25 protein-coding genes and 1 riboswitch are annotated in these 24,223 nt (G+C 64.2%); of the genes, 12 read left to right on the top strand and 13 right to left on the bottom strand.

The annotated features are described in order from the left end of the window. Genes EN861_RS26820 through EN861_RS26810 form a run of 3 tightly spaced genes read right to left on the bottom strand, consistent with a single transcriptional unit; the run spans position 1 to position 2,677 of the window. Complete coding sequence (locus EN861_RS26820) at positions 1-849, bottom strand: ABC transporter permease (protein WP_127871556.1); 849 nt, start codon at positions 847-849, stop codon at positions 1-3. Then, the gene (locus EN861_RS26815; RefSeq protein WP_135866627.1) at positions 836-1,660 is read right to left on the bottom strand and encodes an ABC transporter ATP-binding protein; all 825 of its coding nucleotides are present in this window, start codon (positions 1,658-1,660) and stop codon (positions 836-838) included. The genes EN861_RS26820 and EN861_RS26815 overlap by 14 nt, the downstream gene beginning before the upstream one ends. A gap of 12 nt (positions 1,661-1,672) precedes the next feature. Then, positions 1,673-2,677, bottom strand: a complete 1,005-nt coding sequence (locus EN861_RS26810; protein ID WP_135866625.1) for an ABC transporter substrate-binding protein — start codon at positions 2,675-2,677, stop codon at positions 1,673-1,675. 267 nt (positions 2,678-2,944) lie between these two features. Between EN861_RS26810 and EN861_RS26805 the strand changes: the two genes are divergently transcribed. Together EN861_RS26805 and EN861_RS26800 are read left to right on the top strand one after the other, a co-directional pair. Further along, positions 2,945-3,328 (top strand): RidA family protein, encoded by a 384-nt coding sequence (locus EN861_RS26805; RefSeq protein WP_135866623.1) that lies wholly within the window; start codon positions 2,945-2,947, stop codon positions 3,326-3,328. A 56-nt stretch (positions 3,329-3,384) separates the two neighbouring features. Next, a complete protein-coding gene (locus EN861_RS26800) occupies positions 3,385-4,188 on the top strand; it encodes a creatininase family protein (protein WP_135866621.1) in 804 nt (267 codons plus the stop codon). Between the two features lie 4 nt (positions 4,189-4,192). Here EN861_RS26800 and EN861_RS26795 read toward each other — a convergent pair whose 3' ends face one another. Then, complete coding sequence (locus EN861_RS26795) at positions 4,193-4,702, bottom strand: tyrosine phosphatase family protein (protein ID WP_135866619.1); 510 nt, start codon at positions 4,700-4,702, stop codon at positions 4,193-4,195. Continuing rightward, on the bottom strand, positions 4,699-5,745 hold the full coding sequence (cobD, locus tag EN861_RS26790; RefSeq protein WP_135866617.1) for a threonine-phosphate decarboxylase CobD: 1,047 nt from the start codon (positions 5,743-5,745) through the stop codon (positions 4,699-4,701). Before cobD ends, EN861_RS26795 begins: the two co-directional genes overlap by 4 nt. Between cobD and cbiB the strand changes: the two genes are divergently transcribed. Continuing rightward, positions 5,744-6,718: an adenosylcobinamide-phosphate synthase CbiB gene (gene cbiB, locus EN861_RS26785; protein ID WP_135866615.1), complete on the top strand. Its 975-nt coding sequence runs from the start codon at positions 5,744-5,746 to the stop codon at positions 6,716-6,718. The genes cobD and cbiB overlap by 2 nt on opposite strands. Here cbiB and cobO read toward each other — a convergent pair. From cobO to EN861_RS26765, 4 genes are read right to left on the bottom strand one after another with little or no spacing between them, the layout of a single operon-like run. Continuing rightward, positions 6,715-7,338, bottom strand: a complete 624-nt coding sequence (gene cobO / locus EN861_RS26780; protein ID WP_127871562.1) for a cob(I)yrinic acid a,c-diamide adenosyltransferase — start codon at positions 7,336-7,338, stop codon at positions 6,715-6,717. The two genes, cbiB and cobO, sit on opposite strands and share 4 nt — an antisense overlap. A gap of 1 nt (position 7,339) precedes the next feature. After that, positions 7,340-7,855, bottom strand: coding sequence for a bifunctional adenosylcobinamide kinase/adenosylcobinamide-phosphate guanylyltransferase (cobU, locus tag EN861_RS26775; protein ID WP_135866613.1), 516 nt, complete (start codon positions 7,853-7,855; stop codon positions 7,340-7,342). After that, on the bottom strand, positions 7,848-8,651 hold the full coding sequence (locus tag EN861_RS26770; RefSeq protein ID WP_135866611.1) for a CbtA family protein: 804 nt from the start codon (positions 8,649-8,651) through the stop codon (positions 7,848-7,850). Before EN861_RS26770 ends, cobU begins: the two co-directional genes overlap by 8 nt. A gap of 15 nt (positions 8,652-8,666) precedes the next feature. Then, positions 8,667-8,846, bottom strand: a complete 180-nt coding sequence (locus tag EN861_RS26765; protein ID WP_127280551.1) for a CbtB domain-containing protein — start codon at positions 8,844-8,846, stop codon at positions 8,667-8,669. A 36-nt stretch (positions 8,847-8,882) separates the two neighbouring features. Further along, positions 8,883-9,081, bottom strand: a riboswitch (cobalamin riboswitch). Positions 9,082-9,224: 143 nt separating this feature from the next. On the opposite strand from EN861_RS26765, the gene EN861_RS26760 reads away from it, so the two are divergent. Next, on the top strand, positions 9,225-10,391 hold the full coding sequence (locus EN861_RS26760; RefSeq protein WP_127871565.1) for an aromatic ring-hydroxylating dioxygenase subunit alpha: 1,167 nt from the start codon (positions 9,225-9,227) through the stop codon (positions 10,389-10,391). Positions 10,392-10,441: 50 nt separating this feature from the next. Here the strand turns inward: EN861_RS26760 and EN861_RS26755 are convergent, their stop codons facing one another. Next, positions 10,442-11,641 (bottom strand): MFS transporter, encoded by a 1,200-nt coding sequence (locus tag EN861_RS26755; RefSeq protein ID WP_135866609.1) that lies wholly within the window; start codon positions 11,639-11,641, stop codon positions 10,442-10,444. Positions 11,642-11,877: 236 nt separating this feature from the next. Between EN861_RS26755 and EN861_RS26750 the strand changes: the two genes are divergently transcribed. Together EN861_RS26750 and EN861_RS26745 are read left to right on the top strand one after the other, a co-directional pair. Then, complete coding sequence (locus EN861_RS26750) at positions 11,878-12,876, top strand: DUF1624 domain-containing protein (protein WP_135866607.1); 999 nt, start codon at positions 11,878-11,880, stop codon at positions 12,874-12,876. Next, positions 12,873-13,343, top strand: coding sequence for an isoprenylcysteine carboxylmethyltransferase family protein (locus tag EN861_RS26745; protein ID WP_135866605.1), 471 nt, complete (start codon positions 12,873-12,875; stop codon positions 13,341-13,343). Before EN861_RS26750 ends, EN861_RS26745 begins: the two co-directional genes overlap by 4 nt. A gap of 12 nt (positions 13,344-13,355) precedes the next feature. Here the strand turns inward: EN861_RS26745 and EN861_RS26740 are convergent, their stop codons facing one another. From EN861_RS26740 to mgtE, 3 genes are all read right to left on the bottom strand, one after another. Further along, positions 13,356-13,868 (bottom strand): HXXEE domain-containing protein, encoded by a 513-nt coding sequence (locus EN861_RS26740; RefSeq protein ID WP_135866603.1) that lies wholly within the window; start codon positions 13,866-13,868, stop codon positions 13,356-13,358. 68 nt (positions 13,869-13,936) lie between these two features. Next, a complete protein-coding gene (locus EN861_RS26735) occupies positions 13,937-14,323 on the bottom strand; it encodes a MerR family DNA-binding transcriptional regulator (RefSeq protein WP_006203215.1) in 387 nt (128 codons plus the stop codon). A 141-nt stretch (positions 14,324-14,464) separates the two neighbouring features. Beyond that, positions 14,465-15,883 (bottom strand): magnesium transporter, encoded by a 1,419-nt coding sequence (gene mgtE / locus EN861_RS26730; protein ID WP_135866601.1) that lies wholly within the window; start codon positions 15,881-15,883, stop codon positions 14,465-14,467. Between the two features lie 391 nt (positions 15,884-16,274). On the opposite strand from mgtE, the gene EN861_RS26725 reads away from it, so the two are divergent. The 6 genes from EN861_RS26725 (at position 16,275) to EN861_RS26700 (ending at position 24,050) form a co-directional block, all read left to right on the top strand. Next, positions 16,275-16,946: a response regulator transcription factor gene (locus tag EN861_RS26725; protein WP_135866598.1), complete on the top strand. Its 672-nt coding sequence runs from the start codon at positions 16,275-16,277 to the stop codon at positions 16,944-16,946. A 121-nt stretch (positions 16,947-17,067) separates the two neighbouring features. Further along, entirely contained in the window at positions 17,068-18,258 is a 1,191-nt protein-coding gene (locus EN861_RS26720; RefSeq protein ID WP_135866596.1) for an aminotransferase class V-fold PLP-dependent enzyme, read from the top strand. A 10-nt stretch (positions 18,259-18,268) separates the two neighbouring features. Next, the gene (locus EN861_RS26715; protein ID WP_127279350.1) at positions 18,269-19,219 is read left to right on the top strand and encodes a CoA ester lyase; all 951 of its coding nucleotides are present in this window, start codon (positions 18,269-18,271) and stop codon (positions 19,217-19,219) included. 51 nt (positions 19,220-19,270) lie between these two features. Further along, a complete protein-coding gene (locus tag EN861_RS26710; RefSeq protein ID WP_127279351.1) occupies positions 19,271-20,455 on the top strand; it encodes a malate--CoA ligase subunit beta in 1,185 nt (394 codons plus the stop codon). A 14-nt stretch (positions 20,456-20,469) separates the two neighbouring features. Then, positions 20,470-21,369: a succinate--CoA ligase subunit alpha gene (gene sucD, locus EN861_RS26705; protein ID WP_135866594.1), complete on the top strand. Its 900-nt coding sequence runs from the start codon at positions 20,470-20,472 to the stop codon at positions 21,367-21,369. Continuing rightward, on the top strand, positions 21,366-24,050 hold the full coding sequence (locus EN861_RS26700; protein WP_245512118.1) for a phosphoenolpyruvate carboxylase: 2,685 nt from the start codon (positions 21,366-21,368) through the stop codon (positions 24,048-24,050). The genes sucD and EN861_RS26700 overlap by 4 nt, the downstream gene beginning before the upstream one ends. Positions 24,051-24,223 lie beyond the last annotated feature (173 nt).

The raw sequence follows: 24,223 nt of genomic DNA, 5'->3' as shown, positions 1-24,223 counted from the left end.
CTAGCGCTCCTGCTTCAGCGCGCTCTCGTGCCAGCGCCGTAAAATGAGATGCGAAATCAGCGACAGCACGAGGAAGATCAGGATGCCTGTCAGCGAAATCAGAAACAAAGCTGCAAACAAACGCGGCGCATTCAGCCGGTAGCCGGCCTCGATGATGCGCGAGGCGAGCCCCGACGACTGGCCGGTGGCGCCGGCGACGAACTCGGCCACCACCGCGCCGATCAGCGACAGGCCGCCGGCAATCTTCAGCCCGCCGAGAAAATACGGCATCGCCGCCGGCAGTCTGAGATAGCGCAGCTGCTGCCAGCGCGTCGCGCCATTGAGCTTGAACAGGTCTCGCAGATTGCGGTCGACGGAGTTGAGGCCGAGCGTGGTGTTGGACAGGATCGGGAAAAAGGCGACGATCCAGGCGCAGAGCAGAAGCTTGGTCGTCTGGTTGTCAACATAGATGTTGATCAGCGGAAAGATCGCCACGATCGGCGTCACCTGCAGCACGATGGCGAAGGGGAAGAACGACATCTCCACCCATTTCGACTGCGCGAACAAGACCGCCAGCCCGACCCCGCCGACAACCGCGAGGAGCAGGCTGAGGAAGGTGATGCGCAAGGTGACCAGCAGCGCGGAGAACAACAGGCCGGCATCGTTGTAGAGCGTCCACAGCACCACGCCCGGCCGCGGCAGGATGTACTGCGGAATCTCGTTCCAGACGCAGATGCGGTCCCAAAGCCAGATCGCCAGGATCATGATCGCCAGCGGCAGCACCCAGCGTCCGATCCGCTCGAGCCGCTCCTGGCGCACGCGCCGCGCTTCCTCGGGGTCGAGTTTCAACGTGCCGTCAATGACCGTCATGATGCGAGCCCGCCGTTGAATTGATGGCATTGACCAGAACGTCGGAGGCCTGCCGGCACAGCGCTGCATAATCCGGCGACGTGCGGAAAGCCTCGTCGCGCGGATAGGATGCCTCGATGGCGAGTTCGTCGAACACCCTGCCCGGCCGCGCCGCCATGACGACGACGCGGTTGGACAGAAACACGCTTTCGAACACACTGTGGGTGACGAAGACGACGGTGAAGCGCTCGTCCTGCCACAGTTCCAGCAGGTCGTTGTTGAGCTTGAAGCGAGTGATCTCGTCAAGCGCGGCGAACGGCTCGTCCATCAACAGCACGCGCGGCTTGGTCACCATGGCGCGTGCGATCGAGACACGCATCTTCATCCCGCCGGACAGCTCGCGTGGCACCGCGTCTTCGAAACCGGTGAGGTGAACCCGCGCCAGCATTTCCGTTATTGCCGGTGCGGCCTTGGCGCGAGAAATGCCTTTCAGCCTGAGCGGCAGCCAGACATTGTCGAAGACGCTGGCCCAGGGCAGCAGCGTCGGCTCCTGGAAGACGAAGCCGATATTGGCACGGTCGAGCGAGCCGCCGCCGCGCCAGTCGAGCACGCCTGACGTCGGCGTCGACAGGCCGGCGATCAGCCGCAGCGCCGTCGACTTGCCGCAACCGGACGGTCCGAGCAGGCTGAGGAAATCGCCTTCCCGGATCGTCAGATCGACATCGCTGAGTGCCGTCACGCCGTTGGAAAACACCTTGCCGACGCCACGCAGTGCCAGCAAGGTCGGAGCGACGTCCAAGGCCGGCGCTTGCGCCACCTTCTCCCTCATCATGCCGGGACCGGCCTATTTCTTCAGCTCGAGCCCGACTCCCTTGTTGACGAAGGCCAGCGTGTAGGCCTTCGTGATGTCGATGCCAGCGGGCGTGACCTTGGCCTTGACCATCTTGTCGTAAAAACTCTTGATCCGCGCATCGGTCATGGCGCCGATGCCGAGCTTCTCGGTGTCGCCGGAATCGGCAAGGCCGAACTTCTTCATCTGCTCGATCGAGAAGGCGATCTGCTCGTCCGTCATGTCAGGGTTGTCTTTCTTAATCATGTCGTTGGCGGCCTTGTTGTCGCCGTAGAGGTATTTGTACCAGCCCTTGGCCGAGCCATCGACGAAGCACTGGACCACCTCGGGCTTCTTGTCGATCGTGTCCTGCATCACCTCGATCGTGGTCGAATAGGTGTCCCAGCCATAGTCGGCGAGAAGGAACTGGTTCGGCACGAAGCCGCCTTCCTTCTTGACCGCGAACGGCTCCGAAGTGACGTAGCCCTGCTGGATCGACTTCTTGTTGGCGAGGAAAGGAGCGGTGTTGTAGGTGTAGGGCGCGCGCTTTGAAGCGTCGAAACCAAGCTCGATGACCATCCACTGGAAGAAGGTCTGCGCACCTTCATCGCCCAGAATGTACTGCTCGGCGTTCTTCAGGTCTTCCCATTTATCGAGCCCCTCGCCGGGGTGGGACATGATGACCTGTGGATCCTTCTGGAAATCCGCCGCCACAACGCGCATCGGAATGCCTTGCTGGACGGCATCGAAGGCCGATAGCAAATTGCCACCCATGTAGAAATCGATCTTGCCGGCGAGCAGCATCGGCCGGCCGCTGACTTGCGGGCCGCCCTGCATGATGGTGACATCGAGGCCGCAGGCGGCATAGGTGCCATCCGCCACGGCCTGGTAATAGCCGCCATGCTCCGGCTCGGCGAGCCAGTTGGTGCCGAAAGTGACTTTTTCATTCGCCGCCGCGCCTAGCGTGCTGGCCGCAAGCAGAGCCACGACCGCTACCGAAATCTTCTGTTTCACGTACATTAACACCGCCCTTTATTTGCACCGGCGCGTTGCGCGCCGTGCTTGACACCAAAGATTCAAGAAGCAAGACGCATGCCACCGGCGTCGCGCGCCGGGACCCGCCCGCCTGCACCACAGCCATCTGCGAAAGCCGGAAAGGTCGTGCTGCACCGAAGGGCATCGTGCCTATTTTTTGAACGCCTGTCCACAATCGCACGGGCGACATGCACCGCCATCTTGATGGCGCAATGCATCCGGCCTTAGGCTGACGGTGTCCAGGAGATTGCCATGTTCAAGTTTCTCACCCCGAAATCGATCAAGCCACCCTTTGCCCGTTACAGCCACGGCGTCGAGGTGCCGGCCGGCAAGCGGCTGGTGCTGTGCTCGGGCCAGGTCGCCATCACGGCGGACGACCAGATACCGGAAGACGCCGGCGCGCAGGCCGAACTCTGCTTCAAGAACATCGCGGCGATCCTGGGCGAAGCCGGGCTGGGGTTGCCTGATATCGTTCGCATCAACGCTTACGTCACCGACCGTGCGCATCTGCGGCCCTATATGGAGGTCCGTGACCGTATGTTCTCCAGCCCGGCGCCGGCCTCGACGCTGATGATCGTTTCCGGATTTGCCAGGCCCGAATTCAAGGTCGAGGTCGAGGCCATCGCGGCCGGGTGATCGACAGACAAGCTCTGCCGCGCTAGGTCTGCCCTGACCATTAAAGAGATTATGACATGACCGTAGCAAAAAGACGCGTCTGGTGGGGCGACTACCGGACATCAGAATATGCCTCGATCGATCCCGAGGCGACGATAGCGGTGTTGCCGCTGGCGGCGATCGAGCAGCATGGGCCGCATCTTCCTGTGTCGACCGACACCTCGATCATGAACGGCATGCTCGACACGGTGATCGCACGCCTGCCCGAGGACCTCGACATCCGCATCCTGCCGGTCCAGGCGGTGGGCAAGTCGAATGAGCATCTGCACGCGCCGGGCACATTGACCCTGCCGGCAACGACGCTGATCGAGGCGTGGACCGAGCTTGGCCTGTCGATCGCGCGCGCCGGCGTGCGCAAGCTCATCGTCGTCAACTCGCATGGCGGCAATGAGGAGATCATGGGCATCGTCACGCGCGAACTGCGCGTGCGCGAAAAGATGCTGGCGGTGAAGACCAGCTGGCAGCGCTTTGGCCGCCCGGCCGGCATGTACACGGAGCTCGAGGACCGCCACGGCATCCATGGCGGCGATGTCGAGACCTCTTTGATGCTGCATTTCCGGCCGGATCTCGTTGACATGGGCAAGGCCGACAATTTCATTTCCAACGTTGCCAAGGCCGAGAAGGACTTCTCGCTGCTGCGCCACACCGGCACGCATGCCTTCGCCTGGATCGCTGGGGATCTCAACCCCAACGGCGTGGTCGGCGACGCCAGCATTGCAACGGCAGAGAAAGGCCGATTGACCGCGCAATATCAGGCCGACGGCTTCATCAACCTGCTGCGGGACATGCGCAAGGCAAAGCTCGCGGAGTGGCTGAAATAGCCGCCTAAATATCGATCTTGAGCGCGAACGGCGTGCCTTCGAAGGCGTCGGCCCCTCGCCCGATCGACTCGATCGCCTCAATCATGCGGCCCTTGCGCTCGAGCAGCTTGTCGGCCACCGCGATCAGTCGCGGATTGGGCGTCGCCGAAGGAGACAGCGCGCGCAACGTCTGCGCCAGTTCCAGCTCATTGCGCTTAGGCGCCAGCGCCGCGGTGATGATGTAGGCCGAAGCCGTCGAACGGCTGATGCCGGCATAGCAGTGAACCACCATCGGCCTTGCCCGGTCCCAGCGGCGCGCGAAATCGAGCAGGTTGCGCACATGCTCCTCGCCAGGCATGGTCATGCCGTCCTGCGCCACCGCAATGTCATGCATGACCAGATGCAGGTGGTTTTCCCTAGGGATCGAGGCCGGACGCACCACATCCGTCCCGGCCGCAAGCAGCGATAGCATGCGGTCGGCGCCGGTCCTGGCCACCGTTTCCTCGATCTTCGCCAGCGAGCAGACATGGATCATTGTTTCTGACCTTTCGACCGATCCTCGCGCCGCGACGCCCAATCGGCAAGCGCGGATTCGAGCCTGCGCCATTCCTCCTCGCTCCCCGGCAGGCCGGCGCGCAGGACATGCGGCCGGCCGGAGAAATGCCGGAGCAGAATGCCTCTTTCGCCAAGCGCGGAAAACAAGCCGCCGGCATCGGGGAGGCTGAGATAGCGGAACAATGTGGTGCCGCCAGCGACGCGAACGCCGAAACGGCCGAACAGCGCATCGAGGCGCGCCGACGCATCCACCAGCGACGCCCGCATCGCATCCTGCCACCCGAGATCGGCGAGCGCGCGGATGCCATATTCCAACGCCGGTCCGGCGACGGCCCACGGCCCGAACTGCGTGTCCAACCGTTCAGCCGTTGGCGCATCGGCAAGCGCGAACCCAAGCCGCAGTCCGGCCAGACCAAAGAACTTGCCGAAGGAACGCAGCACAACGATGCCGCCCTGGCCGACATCGCTGGCGAGACTGTGTTCGCGCGGGCCCACATCCATGAACGCCTCGTCGACGACCAGCAGCCCGCCCTTGGCGCACAGCTTGGCGGCCAGCGCAAGCAGCCGGTCGCGCTCGATGATGCGCCCATCCGGATTGTTCGGATTGACGATGATGGCCAGGTCTGCGTCGGCCAGCGCGGCGAAATCGCCGACCTCGACCACCTCGTGCCCGGCAATCGCCGCCGCCCTTGCGTGTTCCGCATAGGTCGGCGCCAGCACCAATGCCTTGCCGGGCCGCACCAACGATGCCACGCGCGGCAGCAGGATCTGCGTACCAGGCGCCGCCACGACGTTTCCCGCGGAAGGCGCGCCGTAGGTCTTGGCTGCAATCTCTATGAGCTCGCGCCCACGCACGGCCTCCGGCAATCGCCACAGGGCGGTGGCGGGCAGGTCGAAAAGCGGGTAGGAGTGCGGATTGATACCGGTCGAGAGGTCGACGAACGGCAGCACGGCACTAGGGAAAAGCGCCCTTGCCCGGCCAAGACTTCCACCATGGTCCACCGCTCCTTCAAGAAGCTTCATGTCAGTCCTGATCGCTTTCCTGTCATTGGTTGTCGAATTCGCCCTCGGTTATCCCGACTGGCTGTTTCGCGCCATCGGCCATCCGGTGACGTGGTTCGGAAGGCTGATATCCTTTCTCGACTTGAGGCTCAACCGCGCCACTGATCCCGACGCGCTGCGTCGCCAACGTGGTGTCCAGGCGCTTCTCGTCATCGTGCTGGTGCCGGCGGCAGCAGGTCTTTGCGTGCAGCTTGTCCTGCTCTGGTTCGTCCCCTTGGGATTGATCATTGCCGTCCTTCTGGCGACATCGCTTCTGTCGCAGAAAAGCCTTTACGAACACGTCGAAGCCGTCGCCGACGCGCTCGACAGCGGAGGCCTCGACATGGGCCGAGCCGCCGTCTCGCGAATCGTTGGCCGCGATCCCGAAACGCTGGACCGCGCCGGCGTCTGCCGGGCGGCGATCGAGAGCCTGGCGGAGAATTTCTCCGACGGCATCGTCGCCCCCGCCTTCTGGACCGGTGTCGGCGGGCTGGCCGGCGGCGCCGCCTACAAGGCCGCCAACACCGCCGATTCGATGATCGGCCACCGCACCCCACGCCATGAGGCCTTCGGCTGGGCGGCGGCACGCTTCGACGATTGGATCAACCTGCCGGCATCACGGCTGACGGCGGTGCTGATTGTGCTGGCCGCTTTCCTGGTCAAGGGCACCGACCCCGGCAATGCCTGGCAGGCGGTACGGCGCGACGCGAAAAAACACCGCTCGCCCAATGCCGGCTGGCCGGAAGCGGCCATGGCCGGCGCACTTGGCCTCGCGCTCGCCGGGCCGCGCAGCTATGGCGGCGTCGTGGTCGACGACGTCTTCATGGGCGAAGGCGGACGACGCGATGTCGACAGCGGCGACATCCGGCGGGCGCTCCAACTTTATCGTGTCGCCGACTATTTGCTGATTGGCCTGTTTGGGCTGATCGCGGTGATCGCAATCCTGGTGTTCTAGAACTCGATGCCCTGCTGCGCTTTTACGCCGGCGGAAAAATGGTGTTTCGTCAGCCCCATCTCGGTGACCAGGTCCGCCGCCTCGACCAGCGCCGGCTTCGCGTTGCGACCGGTGACGACAACGTGCAGGCCCTCGCGGCGAGCCTTGAGCGCGGCAACCACCTTGTCGAGATCGAGATAATCGTAGCGCAGCGCGATGTTGAGTTCATCGAGCACGACAAGGCTGATCGAGGGGTCGCCAATCAATTCCACGGCCTTGGCCCAGGCGGCTTCGGCGGCCGCGATGTCGCGCTTCAGATCCTGCGTTTCCCAGGTGAACCCCTCGCCCATCGCATGCCAGACGACCCGGTCGCCGAAGGCGGCGAAAGCGTCCTTCTCGCCGGTGTGCCATTTGCCTTTGATGAACTGGACGACGCCGACGCGCTTGCCGTAGCCGAGCATCCGCAGTGCGAGACCGAAGGCGGCCGTGGTCTTGCCCTTGCCGGGGCCGGTGTTGACGATCAGCAACCCCTTCTCGATCGTCTTGCCCGCGACCTCGGCGTCCTGCACCGCCTTGCGCTTGGCCATCTTGGCGCGATGGCGTTCTTCATCCCGGTCTTTGGAGCCCTTGTCTTCGGTCATTTCATTTCACCTTGAGCGGTAGCCCCGCCACCATCAGGAGCACCGTATCGGCGACCGCGGCGACCCGCTGGTTGAGCCGACCGGCGTCGTCGCGAAAACGCCGCGCCAGCGCATTGTCGGGCACGATGCCTTGCCCGACCTCGTTCGACACCACGAACCACGGCCCGCGCGGCCGCGACAGAACGTCCGCCAGCCGTCGGCACGCGGCCTCGACGTCGTGATCCGCCAGCATGTGATTGGTCAGCCACAGCGTCAGGCAGTCGACAAGCACCGGCTGATCATCCGGCAACGCCTCCAGGGCTTCGGCAAGGTCGAGTGGCGCGTCGATGGTCGACCAGCCCTCGCCGCGCCGCGAGCGGTGCAGCGCGATGCGCTCGTGCATCTCGTCGTCATAGGCTTGCGCCGTGGCGATATAGGCCCATGGCGAGGGCAACGCCGCCACCAGGTTTTCGGCGTGCGCGCTCTTGCCGGAGCGCGCACCACCGATGATGAAGGTCAGCTTGCCCAGATCAGGCAAAGCTGTCGCGCAGGCTGGTCGCCGTGCCGGTGAAGCGCCCGCGAACCACGCCAACGACCGCGCCGAGCACCAGCCAGAACACCAGATTTGTCACCGTCACCGCCACCACGAACTGATGGTGCAGGCCTTCCGGGATCGGTGTCTCGAAGCTGTCGGGCTGCGGCGCGCCGACAATGTGCGGCGCGACGATCAGCAAGACCGCGAGGATGGTCAACGGCAGCGATCTGCGAAACACGATCAGGCCAAGGCCGATAGCGGTTGCCGCCACCGTTGCCGACCACCAGATCTGGCGCGGCAGGAGATCGGCCGCCGGCATTGCAGGCAGCTCCGGCTGCAGGCCGAGGCCAGGCGCCAGTGTGAACACGGCAAAGCCGGCCAGACCCCAGAAAACGCCCTGGCGCCAGTTGCCGACGCCGCCTGCGAATTCCGAAACCGCGACCAGGACCAATGCGAAGCCGATGCCGGTGACGATATTGGCAAGCACGCTGAAGGCGAAACGCTCTAAGCCGTCGGCCGGCGCCCAGCCTTCATCCTCCGCTGCCGGAGCAGCTGCTTCCGCTGCCGGCGCGGCGGAACTCATGGCATTGCCTGCCGGAGCGGCCGTGCTCACGGCGCCGGTTTCGGTTGTGGCGGGTGCCGCGCCATGGTCGTGGTGATGGCCGCCGCCGGCCTGTTCGTAGACTTCCGCTTTCAGGATCAGCGGAACGGTCGCGTAGGCCTGCATGCAGGCAAGAACGACACCGGCCACGAGCCCCGCGATCGCCGCGACGAACACGACGTTGCGAAAAAGGTTCATGATGTCAGATCCCAGTTAGTGGCAGGGAAACGCCATCGAGTGGCGATAATCGTGGGCGGCGTTGTGGACCGCATCGATGTGCGAGAAGCCGACAAAGCCGACAACGAAAATGCCGAGCAGCGCGGCGAGCGCGAGCTGCATGAAGCGCGACTGCGAGGAGACGGAGGCGCCGAGGGAGACGGTAGCAGTGGTCATTTCCAGTCCTTTCGCCCTCCACCCGAGGGCATAGAAGTCAGTCTTTTCGCCGCCGGCAGGTCTCCTGGCTCGCGGATAAGCGCCCTTCCCCACCTTCCCGAAGAAAAATCTTCAGTGGCATATGGAGAGGACTACCGCACACAGTTGCGGGGGCAGCCACGGCATTGGGCGAAACCTCGCCCGCACCGCATTCCCTCTTGGCTCCCAAAAAGGAACCGACGACGTTGGTGACTATAGGGAAATTCGCCGCGCGCGGCAAACCAAATTCCGACAGCCGCCAGCGCAGGAGCGTCGTATCGGCAAAGCCGCTCCCATCCCGTCCTGATTGACAAACTTCATGGCCGGGTGTCGGCTGGCAAGCCTCACAGGAAGCCAGCCATGCAGCCCAATGCCAGCGAGCGCGATCCTTATAACGGGCTGACCCGTACCGAGCCGACGCTGCCCTCATCGGCATATTGGGATCAGGAGAGCTATAAGCGTGATCTCGACGCCATCTGGTACAGAGACTGGCTGCTCGTCTGCCGCGAGGCCGATCTGGCGCAGCCGCTAGCCTTCCGCCGATTCCGCATCGGCACGCAGGACATCCTCGTGCTGCGCGACGACACAGGTGAGCTGCGCGCCTTCCACAACACCTGCCGCCATCGCGGCTCGCAGCTTTGCCAGGAGAGCGAGGGCCGCCTGAAAGCGCGGCTGATAACCTGCCCGTATCACGCCTGGTCCTACTCGCTGCGCGGCGAGCTGGTGCGCGTGCCGTCGAAATCGCTGCCTGACGGCTTCGACAAGGCCGATCACCCGCTTTATCGCGTCGCGCTCTCGGTGTGGCGCGGCTTCGTCTTCGTCAATCTTGCTGAAGATGCCGCCGGCTCGGCGCAATCCTCCTTCGATCCCGCGTCCGGCAACCTCGGCAACTGGCCGCTCGAAACGCTGGTCTCAGGCCATGTGCTGCGCAAGGTCATGAACTGCAACTGGAAGATCTTTTGGGAAAACTTCAACGAGTGCCTGCACTGTCCGGGCGTCCACAAGGACCTGTCGCGGCTGGTGCCGATCTATGGCCGCGGCCTGATGAGCCGGCATGACGATCCCGAATGGCTCCGCCACGCCGACAATGACGCGCCGGAATTTTCCGGCGGCTTGCGCGCAGGCGCCCAGACCTGGTCGCGCGACGGCCAGACGCACGGGCCGGTCTTCTCAGGGCTGAAGCCGGCGGAACGCAGCGCCGGCCAGACCTATGCCACCAGCCTGCCCTCGATGTTCATCGTCGGCCATGTCGACTATGTCAGGACCGTGCGCCTGGTGCCGCTCGGTCCCGAACAGACGGAGCTTGTCGCGGAGTGGCTGTTCGCGCCCGAGGCCCTCGCCGAGACCGATATCGACAACATCATCACCTTTGGCACACAGGTGCTGGAGGAGGACGCCGCCATCTGCGAGGTCAACCAGAAGGGCTTGCGCTCGATGCGCCACACAGCCGGCGTGCTGATGCCCGAGGAATATGATCTGCACCGCTTCCACAATTGGGTGCGCGAGCGCCATGCGGCGGTGACATGAGGGTATGTCGAGATTCAGGTCAGGCCGGCATCACCTGAATATCGACATACCTACAGGGACTTCGGCAGGTAGCGCCAGGTCATGAAGCCGCAAAACGCCGCCAGCAGGCTGAGGGTGACGAACACCGATCCCAGGCCGAAGAACGCCAGCACCACCGAATAGACCAGCGGCGGCGTCAGTTCGGAAAAATCGAGATAGGTGCGGTAGACCGCCGCCATCTGCGCCCGCTCATAGGAGCGTACCGAGCGCATGAAGGCGGTCGAACCCAGGGCGTCGAGCGCGATGGTGAAGAAGGCGCCGCACAACAGGAAGGCGCCGGTCAGCAACGGTGCTGTCGCTCCGATCGTGCCGGCGGCCAGCAGCGATGCCGACATGGCGAAATAGGCAAACGTCATGGTGCGCCGGCCGCCAAAGCGCTTTCCTGCCTTGCCCCAGAAGATAGCCATGAACAAAAGCGCGTTGCCGGCCGAGACCAGCAGGCCGCCGGCGATATCGCCCTGCCCGGTGATGACCATGAACAGCGGCCCATAGACGAAGAATGTCGTCCAGAAGCAGGAGCGGCCGAAGGCGATCAGCCAGGCGAGTCTGAGCCTCGGCTGCGCCACGAAGCGGCCGATATTGGCGAGCGGATTGGCCGGCCGCGTCTTACCCGGGCGGATCGACGGGTTGTCACCCAGCCGGTAGGTCCAGAACAGCGCCAGCAAGGCCAGGGCGAACACCGCCACCGCACCATGCGCGGCATAGATGCCGAAATGCGCGTAAAGAAAGATGCCGAGCGTCGGCCCACAGGTCCAGGCAACCATCGACCACGCCATGCGCAGCGATTCGGCCTGCATGAAGTCGGTCTTGCGGATGTGGTCCATGATGTAGAGGTTGAGCGTGATCGACAGCGCGCTGGCGCCCATGACGCGGCACAGCATGCCGGCCAGTTGCCCGGCGAGCGTATGGGAAACGAAGAACAGCGAGCCTATGGCAAGCAGGCAGGCGCCGGCGGTGTACACCCACCGCCGCGCGAAGCGGCGGATCAGCATCGGCATGAACAGGGTCACCGACAGGCCGAGCAGCGACACGACGGTGTAGAGGATCGAGACGACCTGCTCGTTGTGCAGGATTTCGTAGGCCTGGATCGGGATGACGCTCGACACCATGGCGCGGGCGAAGGATTCGACCGCGTAGAGCGAGGCGAAGGTGCGCGCGTCCGCGGCCTTGAGGGCCGGAAGCCAGATCGGATGGCGCACATGGGTGGACATTGCTTCCCCAAACAGAATCGCGGCGCCAAATCTGGCGCGGACATTTCAGGCCCATTAAGAGGAAACCGACGCACACCCGGCAAAAAGCGAAGCCGGTCAAAGGCTTTCCCGCGCTGGCCCAAACCCGGCGGCTGGCGCGGGCTCCGCCGCGCGGTCCGGGCCAGGACGACCGGTCTTCTTCTATCCGGTGCAACCGTGATAGTCGTCTTGGAGGGGCTGAATCAGATCACGAGACCATGAGCATCAACACGCCGACCGCACCCGTTCCGGAGCCATCGAAGCGAATCGTCGCCATCGACATCGTGCGCGGCATCGCGTTGATCGCGATGGCGAGCTACCACTTCACCTGGGACCTGGAATTCTTCGGTTACACCGACCCTGGCCTCACCGCCTTCGGCTGGTGGAAGATCTACGCCCGCTGCATCGCTTCGACCTTCCTGTTCCTGGTCGGCGTCAGCCTCTATCTCGCCCATGGCGGACAAATCCGCTGGAACGGTTTCTGGAAGCGGTTCGCCATGGTTGCAGGCGCGGCGGTCGCCATATCGGTCGTCACCCGCATCGCCACGCCCGACGGATTCATTTTCTTCGGCATCCTGCACGAGATCGCGCTGGCGAGCCTGCTTGGCCTCGCCTTCCTGCGCCTGCCGGCGCTGCTGACGCTTGTCGTCGCCGCGCTCGTCATCGCGGCGCCAGCCTACCTGCGCTTCGAGGCCCTCGATCATCCGTGGCTGTGGTGGATCGGCCTGTCGGCGATCAATCCGCGCTCCAACGACTATGTGCCGCTGTTTCCATGGTTCGGCGCCGTGCTTCTCGGCCTCGGGGCGGCGAAACTCACTTCCGCTTCCGGTATACGGGCACGTCTGGCGAGCCGCGTGCCAGGCCGCTGGGCCAATCCTCTGGTCTTCATCGGCCGCCACAGCCTGGCCTTCTACCTGATCCACCAGCCGCTGCTGATCGGTTGCGTCTGGCTGTTCTCGCAAGTGATGCCCGCGCAGGTCGACCCCCCGCGGGTCAATTTCCTGAAAACCTGCCAGCGCTCGTGCGAGCAGATGCGCAACGCAACCTTCTGTTCGAGCTATTGCGGCTGTATGCTCGAGACTCTCGACGGTGAAGGCTCTCTTGATCGGCTCTACAACAACGACCAGACTGCGGACTTCAGGGCGCATCTGTCCGATCTTGCCGCAACGTGTACCGCCAAGACCGAGGACAAGATGACGGAGGGAGGGACGCAATGACGGAGCCGAAGCCTGGGCTGATACCGTGGCCGCCGGTGATCTACGTCGCCGCAATCGCCCTCAGCATCATCCTCGGCCTGCTCTATCCCCTGCCCTGGATCGGCGACCTGCTGGGCGACATCCTGTTCGCCGCCGGTTGGGTGGCTTTGTTCGCTGTCGCCGTCCTCTGGTTCACCGCGATCCGCACCATGATACGGGCCAGGACAACGCTCAATCCCAACGCCGTGCCCGATCATCTCGTCACGACCGGTCCCTTCGGCGTCACCCGCAATCCGATGTACCTGGCCAACACACTGATGCTGATCGGCGTTGCCTTCGTCTCGGGCATCGCCTGGTTCTTCCTGCTTGCCTTCGTCGCCGCCTTCGTCACCCAGAAGGTCGCGATCGAGCGCGAGGAAAAGATGTTGGCGGCGAAATTCGGCAAGAAATACCGCGACTACGTCAAACGCGTGCGGCGCTGGATCTGAGGTCCGGCGGGATCAGTCAGAAGCCTTGCCTGGAGCGCCTGCCGTGTCCGGAAGCAGTTTCCGGCCGACATAAAACAGCACCGGGAGCAGAAGCACGATGGCCAGGACAATGGCGGGCGCCGTCAAGGCGAAGCCGGTCGCCGAAATATATCCCTCGCGAAATGCCTGATGCAGCAGAGCCGCGGTGACCGGCAGGTTCAATGCGAGAGCGGTCGCGGTCCCCGGCATATAGCGGCGCGTGACCATTGTGACGAGGAGATGTGGAAAAGCCACGTTGAGCAGCATCGCAAGCGCATAGCCCGACAGGACGTAGGCGCCGAAACTCTCCCGTCCCTGCACGGTGGCGAGCAAAGCCGCAACGCCAGCAAGAACAACCAGCACGAACACCGCGAACCGGAATTCGTTGGCCGCGAGGGGACGGTGCCAGCGCCCCACCTGCTCGGACCAGGCAGGCAGGAAAACCGCCTCCTCCAGATTGTGGACGGTGACAGCGGCGACAAACAGCCAAGCGAGAGTGATGAACATGACGTGATCGACCGCCGGTTCAAGCCTTCACAGTTCCTGGCGGCGAGGCATCGGAGCAACCGCACAGGTCAGGTATTGACGCCGAGCTCGACCAGCCGCTCGACGCAGGACTCTTCGGCCTGGTCGAGTTCGGCCAGCGTCTCCTCGAGGTCGCGGCGCTTCTGCCTGAGATCCTCGCGCTTTTCCTCGATGCGCTTGATCATCAGCTTGAGCTGCCCGACCTCGCCCGGCGGCTCCTTGTACATCTGGATGATCTCGCGGATCTCGTTGATCGAGAAGCCGAGCCGTTTTCCACGCATGATCTGCCGGATGAGATGGCGGTCGGAAGGGCGAAACAGACGGGTGCGGCCGCGCCGCACCGGCTGCACCAACCCCTCGTCTTCGTAGAAACGCAGCGTCCGCGTCGACACGTCGAATTCGCGGGTCAGTTCGGTGATCGAATAATATTCCCGCATTGTCACTCCATGCCGGAATTCCGGGTGATCGCCATGCGGCGTCGCCCATCTGTCCCGAACCAAACCCTTGCCCGCCGGAATCGAACCCGGCACCCCCGCACGAGCCTCGCACGGCATTTACGTAAAAGTCAATTGAGACACTTACCGGACGCCGAACCACCAGGTCGCGAGGCCGAGGAAGGCAAAGAATCCAACGACATCGGTGACCGTGGTGACGAAAACCGCCGAAGCGACCGCGGGATCGACCTTGAAGCGGTCGAGCAGCAGCGGGATCAGGATGCCGGCAAGGGCCGCCACGAACATGTTGATGATCATCGCCGCGGCGATGATGCCGCCCAGATTAGGATCGCGAAACCACGCCGCCGCGACGATGCCGATCAGGATGGCGAAGACGATGCCGTTGATGAAGCCGACGCCCATTTCGCGCCGGATGATGCGGCCGGCATTGTAGATGTCGAGATCCCTGGTCGCCAGCGCCCGCACGGTGACGGTCATGGTCTGCGACCCGGCATTGCCGCCCATGCCGGCCACGATCGGCATCAGCACGGCGAGCGCCACGATCCGCTCGATCGTGTGGTCGAACAGGCCGATCACCGATGCCGCCAGAAATGCGGTCAAGAGATTGACGAGCAGCCAGGGAACGCGCGAGCGCGAGGTCGCCAGAATGCTGTCGGAGAGTTCTTCGTCGCCGACGCCGCCCATGCGCAGCAGGTCTTCCTCCGCTTCCTGCTGGATGACGTCGACGACGTCGTCGATGGTCAGCACGCCGACCAGCCGCTCGTTCTCGTCGACCACGGCCGCCGACAAAAGATCGTATTGTTCGAATTCCCGCGCCGCCTCTTCCTGGTCCATGGTGGCCGGGATGGCGTGCCGCGTCTCATGCATGACTTCCTCGACCTTGACCGCGCGCTTGGTGCGCAGGATCTGGTCGAGATCGATGGCGCCCAACAGCTTGAAGGTCGGATCGATGACGAAGATCTGGCTGAAGCGCTCGGGAAGGTTCTTGTCCTCGCGCATGTAGTCGATGGTCTGGCCGATCATCCAGAAGGGCGGCACCGCGACGAACTCGGTCTGCATGCGCCTTCCGGCGGTCTCTTCCGGGTAGTCGAGCGAACGGCGCAGCCTGATCCGCTCGGTGAACGGCAGTTGCGACAGGATCTCGTCCTGGTCTTCCGGCTCGAGGTCTTCGAGGATGTAGACCGCATCGTCGGAATCGAGCTCCTGCACCGCCTGCGCGATTTGCGCATTGGGCAGGTTGTCGACGATATCCATGCGGATCGCCTCGTCGACTTCGGTCAAAGCGGAGAAGTCGAAGTCGGCGCCCAGCAGATCGACCAAGGCAAGCCGTTGTTCGGGGTGCAGCGCCTCGATGAGGTCGCCAAGTTCCGACTGATGCAGGTCGTCGACTTCACGCTTGAGGGTCAGCGTGTCGCGGTCGGCGATCGCCGCACCAATCCGGGCGAGGAAGGACGAAAGGACGGCACCGTCCTCGCCATAGATGTCGGCGTGGTGCTCGTCGGCGGCCTTGGCGCCCGTCGTCCGTTCGTCCTGGCCTTCCACCAGCGCCTCCCGCCATCAGAATCCCGGAAAAGGTGCAAATCAGGTCTAGACCATGAGTCCGCAAAGTGGAAACCGGTTTTTCGGCCCGGTGCCTGTGCAAAAGCGACGTCGGCCCAACACGCTTCAACTTCGCAACATGGCCTTCTAACGCTCGGGAATCTCAGGTCAAACGCATGCTTGCCCGCTCACGTCGGGCTTCGCCGATGCCGTGTTGTCATGCGCGCGCGGACTATCGATTTCATCAAAAGAAGGGCGCCCTTCGGCTTCCGGCGGCGCGACAGCTGATGTCGCTGGGGAAAGAGCACCCTCGCGCCATTGGGGCAGAATTACCATGACGCAGGTCCAGGCATCGCCAGGACCCGCCAGGCCGCAACAAAAAAGCCGGAAGCCCTTGAAGATCAGGTCACGGACAGAGAACAAGGCAATCGAAGAGCGGCGCGTTCGCGTGGTCGTCGCCGAACGCAATCCGCTCGTCATATCGGCTCTGCGCGAAATGCTGGAATGCGACGGGCGGTTCGAACTTTTGGCCTCGGTACGAAGCGGCAGGCATTTCCTGGAGCTTGCCACGGCACAGGAGTTCGATGTCGCCGTGATCGGTTGGAAGCTCTCTGACATGGACGGCGCGGACGTCCTGGCCGAGGTCCAGGGCAGCAAGCTCAACGTTCGCATCGCCGTCTTTTCAAACGACCATGACATCGGCATCCTGAAACAGTGCGTGCGCCTGGGGGCGCAGGGCTACTGCTTCCAGTTCGACGATCCCGCCATCATCTTCGACACGATCCTGGCGGTCGCGCACGGCCGCATCTGCATCCCCTATATCGACATCAACAAGGTCAACGACACGCCTCTGTCTCGACTGACCGTGCGCGAGCGTGAACTGCTGGCGGTGCTGTCCGACGGCTGGACCAATTTGCAGATCGCGACCCGGACCGGCATCTCCGAGAATACGGTGAAATATCACCTCAAGAATCTCTACGACAAGCTGGATGTCCGCAACCGCGCCATGGCGGTAGCGCTCTATTCGAGCGAGAAGCGCCGAAGCCCCAAGTCACCTATCGGGTAGGCCAACCGGGTAGGAGCACCCCACCCGCGCGGGCCAACTACTTACCCGGCAAGGTGTTGTTGGCCGGCCGCATCGACGCGACACTCCCTCCACAATCCAAAAAGATCGGAGGAGTTCGTACATGGCTGGGTTCACTCATCTCTTCATCCCAGGACCCACAAACATTCCCGAGCAGGTGCGGCAGGCGATGAACCTGCCCATGGAGGACATGCGCGCCGCCTCCTTCCCCAATCTCACCCTGCCGCTGTTCGAGGACATCAAGGCGGTGTTCAAGAACGAGACCGGCCGCGTCTTCATCTATCCGTCCTCCGGCACCGGCGCCTGGGAAGCGGCGATGACCAATGTGCTCAGCCCCGGCGACCGCGTGCTGATGTCGCGCTTCGGCCAGTTCTCGCATCTGTGGGTCGACATGGCCGAGCGGCTCGGCTTCGAGGTCGACGTGATCGACTGCGAATGGGGAACCGGCGTTCCGCTCGAGCTCTATGCGGAGCGGCTGAAGGCGGACAAGACGCACCGCATCAAGGCCATCTTCTGCACGCAGAACGAGACCGCGACCGGCGTCACCAGCGACGTCGCCGGCTGCCGCGCGGCGCTCGACGATGCGAACCACCCAGCGCTCCTCTTCGTCGACGGCGTCTCGTCGATCGGCTCCATCGACTTCCGCCAGGAGGAATGGGGCGTCGACTGCGCCGTCAGTGGTTCGCAGAAAGGCTTCATGCTGCCGGCCGGCCTCGGCTTCCTGTCGGTCAGCAAGAAGGCTCTCATCGCTTCGAGAACCGCCACCCACCGGCGCTGCTTCTTCTCCTTCGAGGACATGATCCGCGCCAACGATGCCGGCTATTTTCCCTACACGCCGGCGACGCAATTGCTGCGCGGTCTGCGCGCCTCGCTCGACCTCATCGCCGAGGAAGGGCTGGAGAATATCTTTGCCCGCCACCATCGCCTTGGCGAAGGCGTGCGCAAGGCGGTCGACGCCTGGGGGCTGAAACTCTGCGCCAAGGCGCCGAAATGGCACTCGGACACGGTCAGCGCCATCCTCGTGCCGGAAGGCATCGACAGCGCTGAAATCGTCAAAAAGGCCTACCAGAAGTACCAGACGTCGCTTGGCGGCGGCCTCAACAAGGTGGCTGGCAAGGTCTTCCGTATCGGCCATCTCGGCTGGCTGAACGAGGTGATGGTGCTGGCCTCGCTGTCGGCGGCCGAAATGGCGTTGCTCGATTGCGGCGTGCGGCTGGCGCCGGGGTCCGGAGTCGGCGCCGCCATCCAGCATTTCCGCGCCTCGGCCGCGGTGCCGGTCGCCGAAGCCGCTTGAGGATGAGAAGATGAGCCACACCATCAACCATCTCAAGAAGCTCAGGCTGCAGCGCAGCGAGCTGGCGGTTCCCGGCTCCAGCCCGGAGATGATCGACAAGGCGGCCAACAGCGCCGCCGATTTCGTCTTCCTCGACATCGAGGACGCTGTCGCTCCGCCCGACAAGGAACGCGCCCGCAAGAACATCATCCAGGCACTCAACGACATCGACTGGCGCGCAAAGGGCAAGACAGTCTCGGTGCGCATCAACGGCCTCGACACGCACTATATGTACCGCGACGTGGTCGACGTGATGGAACAGGCCGGCGACCGGCTGGACACGATCCTGGTGCCGAAGGTCGGCGTGCCGGCCGATCTCTACATGGTCGAGGCCATGGTCAACCAGATCGAGATGGCCAAGGGATTCACGACCCGTGTCGGCTTGGAAGCGCTGATCGAGACCGCGCTCGGCATGGCCAATGTCGAGGCCATTGCCGCGACGCCCGGCCGGCTGGAAGCGATGCATTTCGGCGTTGCCGACTATGCTGCCTCAAACAAGGCGCGCACCGTCAACATTGGCGGCCTCAACCCCGACTATCCCGGCGACCAGTGGCATTTCGCCCTGTCGCGAATGACGGTCGCCTGCCGCGCCTATGGTCTGCGCGCCGTTGACGGGCCGTTCGGCGATTTCTCCGATCCGGAAGGCTACAAGGCGGCCGCCCGGCGCGCCGCCGCACTCGGCATCGAAGGCAAATGGGCGATCCATCCCTCGCAGATTGCTTTGGCCAACGACGTGTTCTCGCCGCCGGAGAAGGAAGTCACGCGCGCCCGCCGCATCCTGGAGGTGCTGAAGGAAGCCGAGGCGCAAGGCAAAGGCGCCGCCGCACTCGACGGCAAGATGATCGACGCCGCTTCGGAACGCATGGCGCGCAACGTGCTGGTGGTCAACGACGCCATCGAACGCGCCGGCCAGCTTAATTAGCCAACGAGGGCCGCGCGTCGCGGCACTTTGACGATTTGCGGAGGAGAAAAAATGGACATCCACGAATATCAGGCCAAGGAGCTGCTCGCCCGGCATGGAGTGCATGTGCCGCGCGGCGGCCTGGCTTACAGCCCCGAGCAGGCCACCTACCGGGCGCGCGAAATCGGCGGCGGCAAATGGGTGCTGAAAGCGCAGGTTCATTCCGGCGCGCGCGGCAAGGCCGGCGGCATCAAGCTCTGCGCCAATGACGAGGAGATTTCCAGCGCCGCCGAAGCCATGCTCGGGCGCAAGCTGGTGACCCACCAGACCGGCCCGCGCGGCAAGCTGATCTCGCGCCTCTATCTCGAGGAAGCCGTCGACATCGCGCAGGAGCTCTATCTCGGCTTCGTGCTCGACCGCAAGGAAGAGCGCGTCATGATCGTCGCCTCGGCCGCCGGCGGCATGGAGATCGAGGAGATCGCCGAAAGCGCGCCGGATTCCATTATCCGCGCCACCGTCGATCCGGGCGTCGGCATGCAGCGCTTCCAGGCGCGCGAGATCGCCTTCGGGCTCGGGCTTGAGGACAGTCTGATCGGCAAGGCGACCGAGACCATCTTCAGTTGCTATCAGGTGTTCCGCGACTACGACGCCTCGATGCTGGAGATCAATCCGCTGGTGGTGACCCGCGACGGCAGCCTGGTGGCGCTCGACGCCAAGATGTCGTTCGACGAGAACGCGCTGTTCCGGCGGCCGGAAATCTCCGAATTGCGCGACAAGAGCCAGGAAGACCCGCGCGAAACCTTCGCCAGCGACCGCGGCCTGTCCTATGTCGGCCTCGACGGAAATATCGGCTGCATCATCAACGGCGCCGGGCTCGCCATGGCGACGATGGACATGATCAAGATCGCCGGCGGCGAACCGGCCAACTTCCTCGACATCGGCGGCGGCGCTTCGCCCGAGCGGGTGGCGAAATCCTTCCGCGCCGTGCTCGGCGACAAGAATGTCGAAACCATCCTGGTCAACATCTTCGCCGGCATCAACCGCTGCGACTGGGTTGCCGAGGGCGTCATCAAGGCGATCCGCGAGGTCGGCGTCAGCGTGCCGCTGGTGGTGCGGCTGTCCGGCACCAGGGCCGAGGAAGGACGCAAGATCCTGGCCGATTCCGGCGAGGCGGTGATTGTCGCCGACACGCTCGCCGAAGCCGCCGAAAAAGCCGTCGCCGCATGGCGCGCGGCCACCAAGAAAAAAGCAGCCTGAGGGAGGACAGAAAAATGGCAATCCTGCTCAACCGCAGCACGCGCGTCATCGTGCAAGGTTTCACAGGCAAGATCGGCAGATTCCATGCCGAGGACATGAAGCGCTACGGCACCAAGCTCGTCGGCGGCGTCACCCCCGGCAAGGGCGGCCAGACGCATCTTGGCCTGCCGATCTTCAACACCGTCAAGGGCGCGGTGCGCGAAACCCGTGCCGAGGCCAGCATCGTCTTCGTGCCGCCGCCCTTCGCCGCCGATTCGATCATGGAGGCCGCGGACGCGGGAATAAAACTCTGCGTCTGCATCACCGACGGCATCCCCTCGCAGGACATGATGCAGGTCAAGCGCTACATGCGCCGCTACCGCTTCGAGGACCGCATGCGGCTGGTCGGGCCGAATTGCGCCGGCATCATCACGCCGGGACAGGCGCTGATGGGCATCATGCCCGGCAGCATCTACCTTCCAGGCCGCGTCGGCATAGTCGGGCGGTCGGGCACGCTGGGTTACGAGGCCGCCTCGCAGATGAAGGCGCTCGGCATCGGCGTCTCGACCAGCGTCGGCATCGGCGGCGATCCGATCAACGGCTCCTCCTTCAAGGACGTTCTGAAGCTGTTCGAGCAGGACGACGAGACCGACGCCGTGGTGATGATTGGCGAGATCGGCGGGCCGCAGGAAGCCGAAGCCGCGATCTGGGCGCGCGACAATATGAGGAAGCCGCTGATCGCCTACATTGCCGGGCTTTCCGCCCCGAAAGGCCGCCGCATGGGCCATGCCGGCGCCATCATCTCGGCTTTCGGTGAGTCCGCGCAGGAGAAGGTCGAGATCCTGAAAGAGGCCGGCGTCATCATCGTGCCGACGCCGTCGTCCTTCGGCGACGTCGTGGCCGAGACTTTGGAGCGAACGAAGAAGGCGGCTTGAAGCGTTTGGAACAGAGCAGACGCATCAAATTTCGGGAGGACGAGCGCAGCCTCTTGTTGCGCCTGCTGCTTCAGGTCGCAAGCGCGCGGGAGCCGGAGATCGCCGCCGTTCTGACCGGACGTCGGTCGCTTGTCTCGCTTGCCGCGGAGCAGCGCATCCCGGCGCTTCAGGCGAGCGGCGTCTGGTTCCAGCTGCTCGCCATTGCCGACGAGTTGCTCGCCATGCGGGCGCGCCGCGAACTCGAACAAGGCACCGGTGTCGACGACGTGCCCGGCTCCTTCGCTAGCGTGATCGCGCGGATGGCGGCGAACGGCCATTCGGCGGAGCAGGTCCAGGCCAGGCTCGACGAACTCTGCGTCGGCCCGACCATGACCGCGCACCCGACGGAGGCCAAACGCGTCACGATGCTGGAGATCCATCGCCGTATCTACCGCAAGCTGACCGAACTCGACCAGCCGCGCTGGGCGCCGCGCGAACGCGACCTGCTGGTCGCCGATCTGGAAAGCGAGATCGAGCTTCTGTGGATGACGGGCGAGCTGCGGCTGGAGCGCCCGACGGTCGAACGCGAAATCGCCTGGGGCCTGCATTTCTTTCGTGAAGTCATCTTCGAGGCAACGCCGCAGCTCTATGGCAAGCTGGAAGGCGCCCTCGAGCGCCATTATCCGGCAGCGCCGATCAGAATCCCCTCCTTCATGCGCTATGCCTCGTGGATCGGCGGCGATCGCGACGGCAACCCGAATGTGACGGCCGCCGTCACCGCCCATGCCCTGGCCGAATACCGCGATACGGCCATAGGCTGGTATCTGGCGCAGATGCAGCGGCTGGTGACGGTGCTCAGCGCCAGCTCGAACGTCATCGACCTGCCGGCGAGCTTCAAGCCGGTGCTGCAAACGGCGCTTGATAAAAGCCGACAGGCCGATGGGATCAACGCCCGCAACCCTGACGAACCGCTCCGCCAATTCGCTTCGGCCCTGCTTGCCCGGCTGGAGGCGACACGGGACGGCGGTGCGGCGGCGTACCCGTCGCCGGACGCGTTTCGTGCCGATCTGGAGGGGCTGTCGAGCGTTCTCGAAGCAATCGGCGGGCGCGCGGTGGCCAGGCGTTTCGTCCAGCCTCTGCTCTGGCAGGTCGGCAGCTTCGGCTTCCGCACCGTCTCGCTCGACCTCAGGCAGAACTCCACGGTCGTCAACCGCGTGCTGGCCGAACTGTTTGCGCTGACGAACCCCGCCGATCCGGTCGCGGCTGGCACGCCGCAATGGTCGGCGCGCATTCGCAAAGCCATCAGCGAGGGCGAGCGGCTGGAGATAGACGCTGGGCGGCTCTCGGCTGAAGCAGGCGAACTGCTTTCGACATTCTCCGTCATCGCCAGGCACATCTCCAGCTCTGATCCCGAGGCTGTCGGCTCTTTCGTTCTCTCGATGACCCGCTCCGCCGACGATCTGCTCGCGGTCTATCTGCTGGCGCAATATTGCGGACTTTCGACCGCGCCCGCCGGCGGCACAATCAGGCTGCGGATCGTGCCCTTGTTCGAGACCATCGCCGACCTGCAGGCCGCCCCTGGCATATTGAACGGATTGCTCGACGTCTCGCTGGTGAGGCGCACGGTGCGCGATTTCGGCGCGCGCCAGGAAATCATGCTCGGCTATTCCGATTCCAACAAGGACGGCGGCTTCCTCGCCTCCAATTGGGAACTGGCCAAAGCGCAGAAGCGGCTCGCTGCCGTCGGGCGCAAGCACAAGGTTGGGATCAGTTTCTTTCACGGCCGCGGCGGCTCCGTCAGCCGTGGCGGCGCGCCGACCGGCCGGGCGATCGCGGCGCAGCCGCAAGGCACCGTCGCCGGCACCATGCGGGTGACCGAGCAAGGCGAGGTTGTATCGTCGAAATTCGCCAATCGCGGCACCGGCCTCAACCAGCTCGAGATCCTCGCCGCCGCCGTTCTGGCCCACAGCGTCGGATCGCCGGGCGATGCCGAGACGAAGGAGACGCCGGAGTTCGACGAAGCGCTCGAGGCGCTCGCCGGTATGTCGCAGGCATCCTATGCCACGCTGATGGCCGAGCCCGGCTTCCTCGATTATTTCAACCAGGCGAGCCCGGTCGCGGAACTGGCGCTCCTGAAAATGGGCTCACGGCCGGATCGCCGTTTCGGCGCCAACGGCATCGCCGACCTGCGCGCCATTCCATGGGTGTTCGCCTGGAGCCAGAACCGTCATCTGTTGACCGGCTGGTATGGCATCGGCAGCGCGCTGAGCGCCTTCGTCGCGGTGCGCGGCGAGGTCGGGCGCGACCTTCTGGCCCGCATGTTCGAGCACTCGCGCTTTTTCCGCCTGGTCGTCGACGAAGCCGAGAAGACGCTCTACCAGGCCGACATGGAGATCGCGCGGCTCTACGCCGGCCTTGTGTCCGACAGCGATGCCGCCAAACGAATCTATGCCCGCATCGCCGGGGAGTACGAGTTGACGCGACGCCTGATCGGCGACCTCACAGGGGGTGATCTTTCCGAGCGCTTTCCGATGTTCAAGCGGCGTTTCGACAGCCTGCGGCGGCAGATGGACGACATCCACCGGCTGCAGGTCGATCTGCTGCGTGATGTCAGGGCAAGGACGACGGATCAAAAGCGGGCAACCGACGCCTTGCTGGTGTCGATTAATTGCATCTCGGCTGGGCTGGGATGGACGGGGTAGCTCGCCGGCTGGCCGAGTTACGTCAGTCACCTTGCTTCATCATTCTTGGCTGATTGCCGATCGCCCAGATCATCGGCCTGTCTGCCCGAAAGGCCGCCGCATGGGCCATGCCGGCGTCATCATCGTGCCGACGCCGTCCTCCTTCGGCGAGGAGGTGGCCGATACGCTGGCAC

Source organism: Mesorhizobium sp. M8A.F.Ca.ET.218.01.1.1 (assembly GCF_004791165.1).
Classification (GTDB): Bacteria; Pseudomonadota; Alphaproteobacteria; order Rhizobiales; family Rhizobiaceae; genus Mesorhizobium.
Note: the sequence above shows the minus strand (reverse complement) of the source record. Positions and strands in the feature narration are given on the sequence as shown.

What these genes read in the sequence shown, in the direction of transcription:
- cobO (WP_127871562.1), bottom strand. Translation starts at nt 7,338, where the DNA reads ATGACCGAAGACAAGGGCTCCAAAGACCGGGATGAAGAACGCCATCGC.
- EN861_RS26745 (WP_135866605.1), top strand. Translation starts at nt 12,873, where the DNA reads ATGACGGAGCCGAAGCCTGGGCTGATACCGTGGCCGCCGGTGATCTAC.
- EN861_RS26715 (WP_127279350.1), top strand. Translation starts at nt 18,269, where the DNA reads ATGAGCCACACCATCAACCATCTCAAGAAGCTCAGGCTGCAGCGCAGC.
- EN861_RS26760 (WP_127871565.1), top strand. Translation starts at nt 9,225, where the DNA reads ATGCAGCCCAATGCCAGCGAGCGCGATCCTTATAACGGGCTGACCCGT.
- EN861_RS26805 (WP_135866623.1), top strand. Translation starts at nt 2,945, where the DNA reads ATGTTCAAGTTTCTCACCCCGAAATCGATCAAGCCACCCTTTGCCCGT.
- EN861_RS26720 (WP_135866596.1), top strand. Translation starts at nt 17,068, where the DNA reads ATGGCTGGGTTCACTCATCTCTTCATCCCAGGACCCACAAACATTCCC.
- EN861_RS26750 (WP_135866607.1), top strand. Translation starts at nt 11,878, where the DNA reads ATGAGCATCAACACGCCGACCGCACCCGTTCCGGAGCCATCGAAGCGA.
- EN861_RS26755 (WP_135866609.1), bottom strand. Translation starts at nt 11,641, where the DNA reads ATGTCCACCCATGTGCGCCATCCGATCTGGCTTCCGGCCCTCAAGGCC.
- cobD (WP_135866617.1), bottom strand. Translation starts at nt 5,745, where the DNA reads ATGAAGCTTCTTGAAGGAGCGGTGGACCATGGTGGAAGTCTTGGCCGG.
- EN861_RS26810 (WP_135866625.1), bottom strand. Translation starts at nt 2,677, where the DNA reads ATGTACGTGAAACAGAAGATTTCGGTAGCGGTCGTGGCTCTGCTTGCG.
- EN861_RS26770 (WP_135866611.1), bottom strand. Translation starts at nt 8,651, where the DNA reads ATGAACCTTTTTCGCAACGTCGTGTTCGTCGCGGCGATCGCGGGGCTC.
- EN861_RS26735 (WP_006203215.1), bottom strand. Translation starts at nt 14,323, where the DNA reads ATGCGGGAATATTATTCGATCACCGAACTGACCCGCGAATTCGACGTG.
- EN861_RS26710 (WP_127279351.1), top strand. Translation starts at nt 19,271, where the DNA reads ATGGACATCCACGAATATCAGGCCAAGGAGCTGCTCGCCCGGCATGGA.
- sucD (WP_135866594.1), top strand. Translation starts at nt 20,470, where the DNA reads ATGGCAATCCTGCTCAACCGCAGCACGCGCGTCATCGTGCAAGGTTTC.
- EN861_RS26820 (WP_127871556.1), bottom strand. Translation starts at nt 849, where the DNA reads ATGACGGTCATTGACGGCACGTTGAAACTCGACCCCGAGGAAGCGCGG.
- EN861_RS26795 (WP_135866619.1), bottom strand. Translation starts at nt 4,702, where the DNA reads ATGATCCATGTCTGCTCGCTGGCGAAGATCGAGGAAACGGTGGCCAGG.
- EN861_RS26740 (WP_135866603.1), bottom strand. Translation starts at nt 13,868, where the DNA reads ATGTTCATCACTCTCGCTTGGCTGTTTGTCGCCGCTGTCACCGTCCAC.
- EN861_RS26765 (WP_127280551.1), bottom strand. Translation starts at nt 8,846, where the DNA reads ATGACCACTGCTACCGTCTCCCTCGGCGCCTCCGTCTCCTCGCAGTCG.
- EN861_RS26800 (WP_135866621.1), top strand. Translation starts at nt 3,385, where the DNA reads ATGACCGTAGCAAAAAGACGCGTCTGGTGGGGCGACTACCGGACATCA.
- cbiB (WP_135866615.1), top strand. Translation starts at nt 5,744, where the DNA reads ATGTCAGTCCTGATCGCTTTCCTGTCATTGGTTGTCGAATTCGCCCTC.
- EN861_RS26815 (WP_135866627.1), bottom strand. Translation starts at nt 1,660, where the DNA reads ATGATGAGGGAGAAGGTGGCGCAAGCGCCGGCCTTGGACGTCGCTCCG.